Genomic DNA, 5,717 nt, shown 5'->3' with positions numbered 1-5,717 from the left:
GGGCTGAAAACGTTCTTAATGATAACCCACTTTCAAGCCACTTCTTAACAATGGCTTCTTTAAACTCTTTTGAATAATGCTTCACTCATATTCTCTTACCGCCTCCTATTCAATTATTAAAAATTAACAGAGGCGACAACTATCCTGACACAGGGGGACCTTCCTGCATAGAAGATCTCTTAACGATAATAGTTAATGGTATTCCGCGAGCTATGCAGCCACTAACACACCGTAGAAAGGGCGCGCAATCACTATCTTTTACATCTGAATACGACATACAAGATTTGCTTAATTCTCAACTGAGACCTTGGATTTCCGATATACGTACTGAAGAATTTAGCCCTAGTTACGCAGGCTCCAACACAAGAATGGACTTCTTATTACCTAACCATAATTTAGTTATTGAAACTAAACGTGTCAGAAACAAATCACACGCGTCAAAAGTTGGAGATGAACTAATAATTGATATTGAACACTACAGAAGACATCAACTAGCATACCACCTCTGGTGCGTAATCTACGACCCAGAGCTGTTTATATCAAACCCGGAAGGTCTTGTGAGTGACCTGGAAGGTTCAAGATCACTACCTGACGGAGAAATAAACGTCAAGGTAGTTATTGTGGGCAATCAGAACTTCCGTCCACTAAAAAAAGATAAGGCTCCCTAGTAGGAGCCCTAAAGTAGTTCAACAAACAATATCTACACCCAGTTGTGTAGCTATTGTTTATTGCTCTAGTTTCGTAGTAGGAAGACTTTGAGCCATCAATAGACTAAAAAACTTTTTTAACACTTAATGCTGTAGGCCCTTTTTCGCTAGTTGACGGAATGAAGGTTACATTTATTGGGCTATCAGACTCGATATACTCATCTAATACATCATTAGGAATAAGCTGAACTCTCGGAAAAAAGTACTTCAGCCCATCAACACCAACAACAAAACCAAATGAAACACCCGAGTTATGCTTATCAACTAGGTTATCTATGGTACCAAAAATTCTTCCATCAGAGTCTTTAAGGCACAATTCTTCAATATCCAAAAGATACTGATCTATCTTTATTCGCGACTGCTCAGAAAACCAAATTTTTGCGTGCTCTAAGGATGCTCTAAATGCTGAAATCATTTCAACACTAAATAAGTTCATATTTGAATCAATCACTGAAAACACTTTATTTGTTACAGAGTGATCACCAGAGACCTTTGAATAGCGATTAGACTCTAGCAATATTCTATAGAGTCGATTTACAATACCCTTATCAAAATCACCCGAACAGAAACTATCGTTAGCTATTTCTAACGCTCTTTCCAAGTGATGCTCTGCTTTAGCAAAGTCCCTATCACTTATACTTTGCTCTGCCATCCTTCGATAACAACTAGCTGCTTGATCATAAGTACTTATTCTAAATTTTCTTAATCGACTAGAGTTTGATTGAAGTAGTTTTTCGTAAAGCGAGGAAGCTGATTTATATTGTCCAAGTATCATTAATAGCTTTGCTTTAAACGTCATTAAAGCATCTTGTTCGCCTTCAATTTCGATAGCCCTATCAATCAATTCAATCGATCGGTCAAACTCCTCTTCATGGTCTAAAAATTGAGCATAATTATATAATGCAATTGAAGAATGAGGATCAAACTCTAATGCTTTCTCAAACTCAGTCTCGGCTTGAAAAGGATTACTTCTATTTATTAACCCACTAATTCTGTAACATTCTGAAAATTCAGGCATAATTGATTTAGCTTTACTTATCAATTCCAAAGCCTTTTCCTGATTTCCAGATTTGGATTCAAGCATAGCTTTCTTTAGAAAAATACTACATATCTGCTCATCACGCTGATTCCAACGAACAGCTGTCACATCAAACATATAATGAGCTTTCTTAACGTTATCCTTATCTATCTGTTCTTGAACCTGCTTTCTTTTGGACTTAACCATCTTATATACTTCTTGAGAAACCAAGTTATTTTTCTGAATATACTGCTCAGCAATATCAGTTAATAAATATGTTCGACCATTATCAGTACCTGTAGAAGAAACATTCATCATACTTGTATTTTTTAACGTGTTTAGCGATTCTTCTAAAATGACCTCCTCAACATCATCAATAATGAATCGCAATTCCACTGGAGATACAGGTTTTCTAATACAAGCAATAACTGAAATAACTTTTCGGTCCACCGAAGATAATTTGTCGTACAAACCAGAAAAACAAAAATTGAGAGCCGTTTCGAAAGTATTTCCTTCTTTATTTAATAACTCCGATACGCTCTTTCCTGATGCTAAACAAAGGACATACCATTTGATCAACAAAGGGTTGTTATATAATTTCAAGCAAGTATTTCTTAATGATTCATTTTTTCTTTTTGCTAGTTCATTACAATTGAGAAGTTTAGCCAAAGAGCGCATTAAGTTTATAGATGCGGTATCTTCTAGTTTTTCAAGCTTATATCTATATTCAATTTCTCCTAGCCCTACCCGCGTAGTTATTAATACTTTTGAACCTCCAGGTATATCGGAAATAAAGTCTCGAATTTCGTCACTAGAAATCGTCTCTAAATTATCGATACAAAGAAGAATGTTAAATTCCGCCATATACTCTTTTATTTCCTCAAATAGAGTTTGACTATCTTCAGTCTCATTTACTCCACCGGAGAGTTCATCATTTACAGCTCTTAACATACCTGACGTCGAAGAAATCGAGTCACGAATATCAACAATACCACCTACAGTAAGTCGATTAACCTTTAACGATACCCAGAGAATCATATCAAATGGCTTACGATCAGAATTTGAAGTCTCACAGACCTCTAACGTATCATATAAACACCTCATTGCCAGAGCAGTCTTTCCAATTCCACCTTCACCAACAATAGAAATCACTTTTGTATTAGAAAACAGCAACTTATTAATCGCATCTCTGTCTTTTTTTCTCCCTATAAAGCCAGTATCATCAAACTCTGGCAAAGGAAGGTTTTGGAAAATGGTATTTACTTCTGCACGCCAAAAGCTGGGAATATCTAGAAGTAGAGTATAGGTAGGGTCTTCTAACTTATTTATAGCTGAAGTAATATTTAGCCACCTATAGCTATTCCCCTTACGTCTGAGCTCATTCGAAAAATCAAGAAGATCATTAAAATCATTCGGCTCTAAGGGCCTAGAATGGCAAACCCTGTTTCTAGTTTGAGTTAGTCTATCTAGTTCGGATGAAACAAAGCTAACTTCTTCTTTCGAAAGAATGCTTTGATTGTCTTTAATTTTATTCAGCAATTTGCATAAATCACTGAAGTCTAAATACTCGAGTAACCCACTACCATCAGCATCTGATATATAAACTTCCTTGTTGTGGTTAAAATAACGCTCTTTAGTTTTGTCAGATACATCTTCAGGAAACAGCGATTGAATATCATCCACCCCGCTATTTGCTTCAATAAAATTTCTTAGATCCGTTTCTATTGCTGAAACCAATGAGAAACATGACAAACGAGTAGCAAAATTCCTTAATTTCATGCTCTTCTTTAACTCTTCTTTTACTTATAATGGGACTGCATACGTAACCAAACTTTTTATAAGTATGGACTATATTTAAAGCATTGAAAATTGAATTAATGATAAAAGGCCTAGGTGCTCAAAGGACTATTAAACAGTAAATAACGTCATTTTCCTGAAATGAAGAGAGCCCATCTAATCGAAATGTTCTAGCGCTCCCTTAAAACTTATAATATGCTGAGCATCGTCAAATAGACGTAAAAAGAAAATGTTGGTATATCAGTTGGTACTTCTAAGAATGGCGAATTCAAACACTATTACAATCAATACATTACAAGAAGTATTCGTGAGCGGCCCCCGCTACCACATTAAAAAGACTAGTTAGTTATCTAACTGGTCTTTTTTTTCGCTTGTAGAAAGTAGCATCCATAACTAAATCATTTTCTTTAGCAGAAGTTCAATCGAGTCTGACCCCGTTGATTCAATAGAGCCACGTCTATCACTCCTTTTTCTCCTGCCTTTGTTGAAGCAGGGATAGGTTTATACGTGGGTCAAAATTCGATGCAAATATTTGGGTTTAATGGGTCAGTTTTGGGTGCAAATCAACAAAAAAGGTCTCAGATCTATTTCTTAACATATTTGCAAAAGTTGAGTATTGAGGGGTTTAACCAAGGTACATTAAAACGAGCATTTGCCTTGCGAAAGAAGTCGCCACAATGATCACCTTAACAGGGCGTCCGCTTTAACTGGTGCGGATCATTAAGCACCCAACCTAAAACAAAAGCGCTGGAAAAATTTTAGGAATATGTCAAGATTGGAACACGCTTCGGCCGATATAGGCTTGTAGCTAATCTGATTGTGAATTTCATCTTTCCCCCCGGAGAAACCTTGTGACTGACCAGTTTATTAAATCTAAAGCCGCCGTTGCTTGGGGCCCTAACACACCCCTGAAGATCGAAGAAGTCGATGTTATGTACCCGAAAGTGGGCGAGGTCTTGGTAAAGATCGTTGCAACCGGGGTCTGTCATACTGATGCCTTCACCTTGTCAGGTGAAGACCCAGAGGGAATTTTCCCATCAATCCTTGGTCATGAAGGTGGTGGTATTGTCGAAATGGTCGGTGAAGGCGTTACAAGCGTCGAAGTCGGCGACCACGTAATCCCGCTTTACACAGCTGAGTGTGGTGAATGTAAATTTTGCATGTCGGGGAAAACAAACTTATGCCAGGCCGTACGGGAAACCCAAGGTAAAGGGTTGATGCCAGACGGCACTACTCGTTTTTATAAGAATGGTGAACCAATCTATCACTATATGGGCTGTTCCACTTTTTCTGAGTATACCGTTTTACCAGAGATTTCCTTGGCGAAAGTAAACAAAGATGCTCCCCTTGAAGAAGTCTGCCTGCTAGGTTGTGGTGTAACAACAGGAATGGGTGCTGTCTTGAACACAGCTAAAGTACAGCAAGGTGATACCGTTGCCATCTTTGGCTTGGGCGGTATTGGTTTATCCGCTATTATCGGTGCCCGTATGGCAGGCGCTAGTCGTATTATCGGCATCGATATCAACGAAAGTAAGTTTGAACTCGCCAAGCAGTTAGGTGCAAGCGATTGTATTAATCCTCAGAATTTTGACAAGCCTATTCAAGAGGTCATTGTTGAAATGACCGATGGCGGCGTGGATTATTCATTTGAGTGCATTGGTAACGTTAATGTCATGCGACAGGCACTAGAGTGCTGCCATAAAGGCTGGGGAGAATCCGTTATCATCGGCGTCGCGGGTGCAGGTCAAGAGATCTCAACAAGACCCTTTCAGTTAGTCACCGGACGAGTTTGGCGCGGAACTGCCTTTGGCGGCGTAAAAGGTCGATCTGAACTGCCAGATATCGTTGAACAGTATTTGGCTGGAGAGTTCGGTTTACAGGAATTCATTACGCATACTATGCCGCTCGAAGAGATTAATAATGCCTTTGATCTCATGCATGAAGGCAAGAGTATTCGCAGCGTCATTCATTACTAAGACATTTTATTAGATAACAATATTAAGCGACCGCTACATGACACTAAAACAAATAAATCAAGCAAGAGTCTTTGGTGGCTGCTATCAGCAGTTCACACATACGTCGGATATTTTGGGTTGTGATATGCGGTTTTCGGTATTTATACCTTCAAAGGCATCAACTGGAAGCCCTCTCCCTGCAATGTACTGGTTATCCGGCCTCACCTGCACAGATGAAAA

General features: G+C 38.5%; 4 protein-coding genes. 3 read left to right on the top strand and 1 reads right to left on the bottom strand.

All coding sequences use genetic code 11. The annotated features are described in order from the left end of the window. Positions 1 to 89: 89 nt before the first annotated feature. A complete protein-coding gene (locus tag A3756_RS12940; protein WP_368664584.1) occupies positions 90 to 668 on the top strand; it encodes a hypothetical protein in 579 nt (192 codons plus the stop codon). 103 nt (positions 669 to 771) lie between these two features. Here A3756_RS12940 and A3756_RS12935 read toward each other — a convergent pair whose 3' ends face one another. Next, on the bottom strand, positions 772 to 3,504 hold the full coding sequence (locus A3756_RS12935) for an NB-ARC domain-containing protein (protein ID WP_068553642.1): 2,733 nt from the start codon (positions 3,502 to 3,504) through the stop codon (positions 772 to 774). Between the two features lie 869 nt (positions 3,505 to 4,373). On the opposite strand from A3756_RS12935, the gene A3756_RS12930 reads away from it, so the two are divergent. After that, positions 4,374 to 5,498, top strand: coding sequence for an S-(hydroxymethyl)glutathione dehydrogenase/class III alcohol dehydrogenase (locus A3756_RS12930; RefSeq protein WP_068553641.1), 1,125 nt, complete (start codon positions 4,374 to 4,376; stop codon positions 5,496 to 5,498). A 37-nt stretch (positions 5,499 to 5,535) separates the two neighbouring features. Continuing rightward, positions 5,536 to 5,717 (top strand): alpha/beta hydrolase-fold protein (locus A3756_RS12925; protein WP_255376516.1); only part of this gene is annotated, 182 nt, incomplete at its 3' end.

The organism is Oleiphilus sp. HI0086 (genome assembly GCF_001635225.1).
This window is presented reverse-complemented; position numbering and strand designations above follow the sequence as displayed.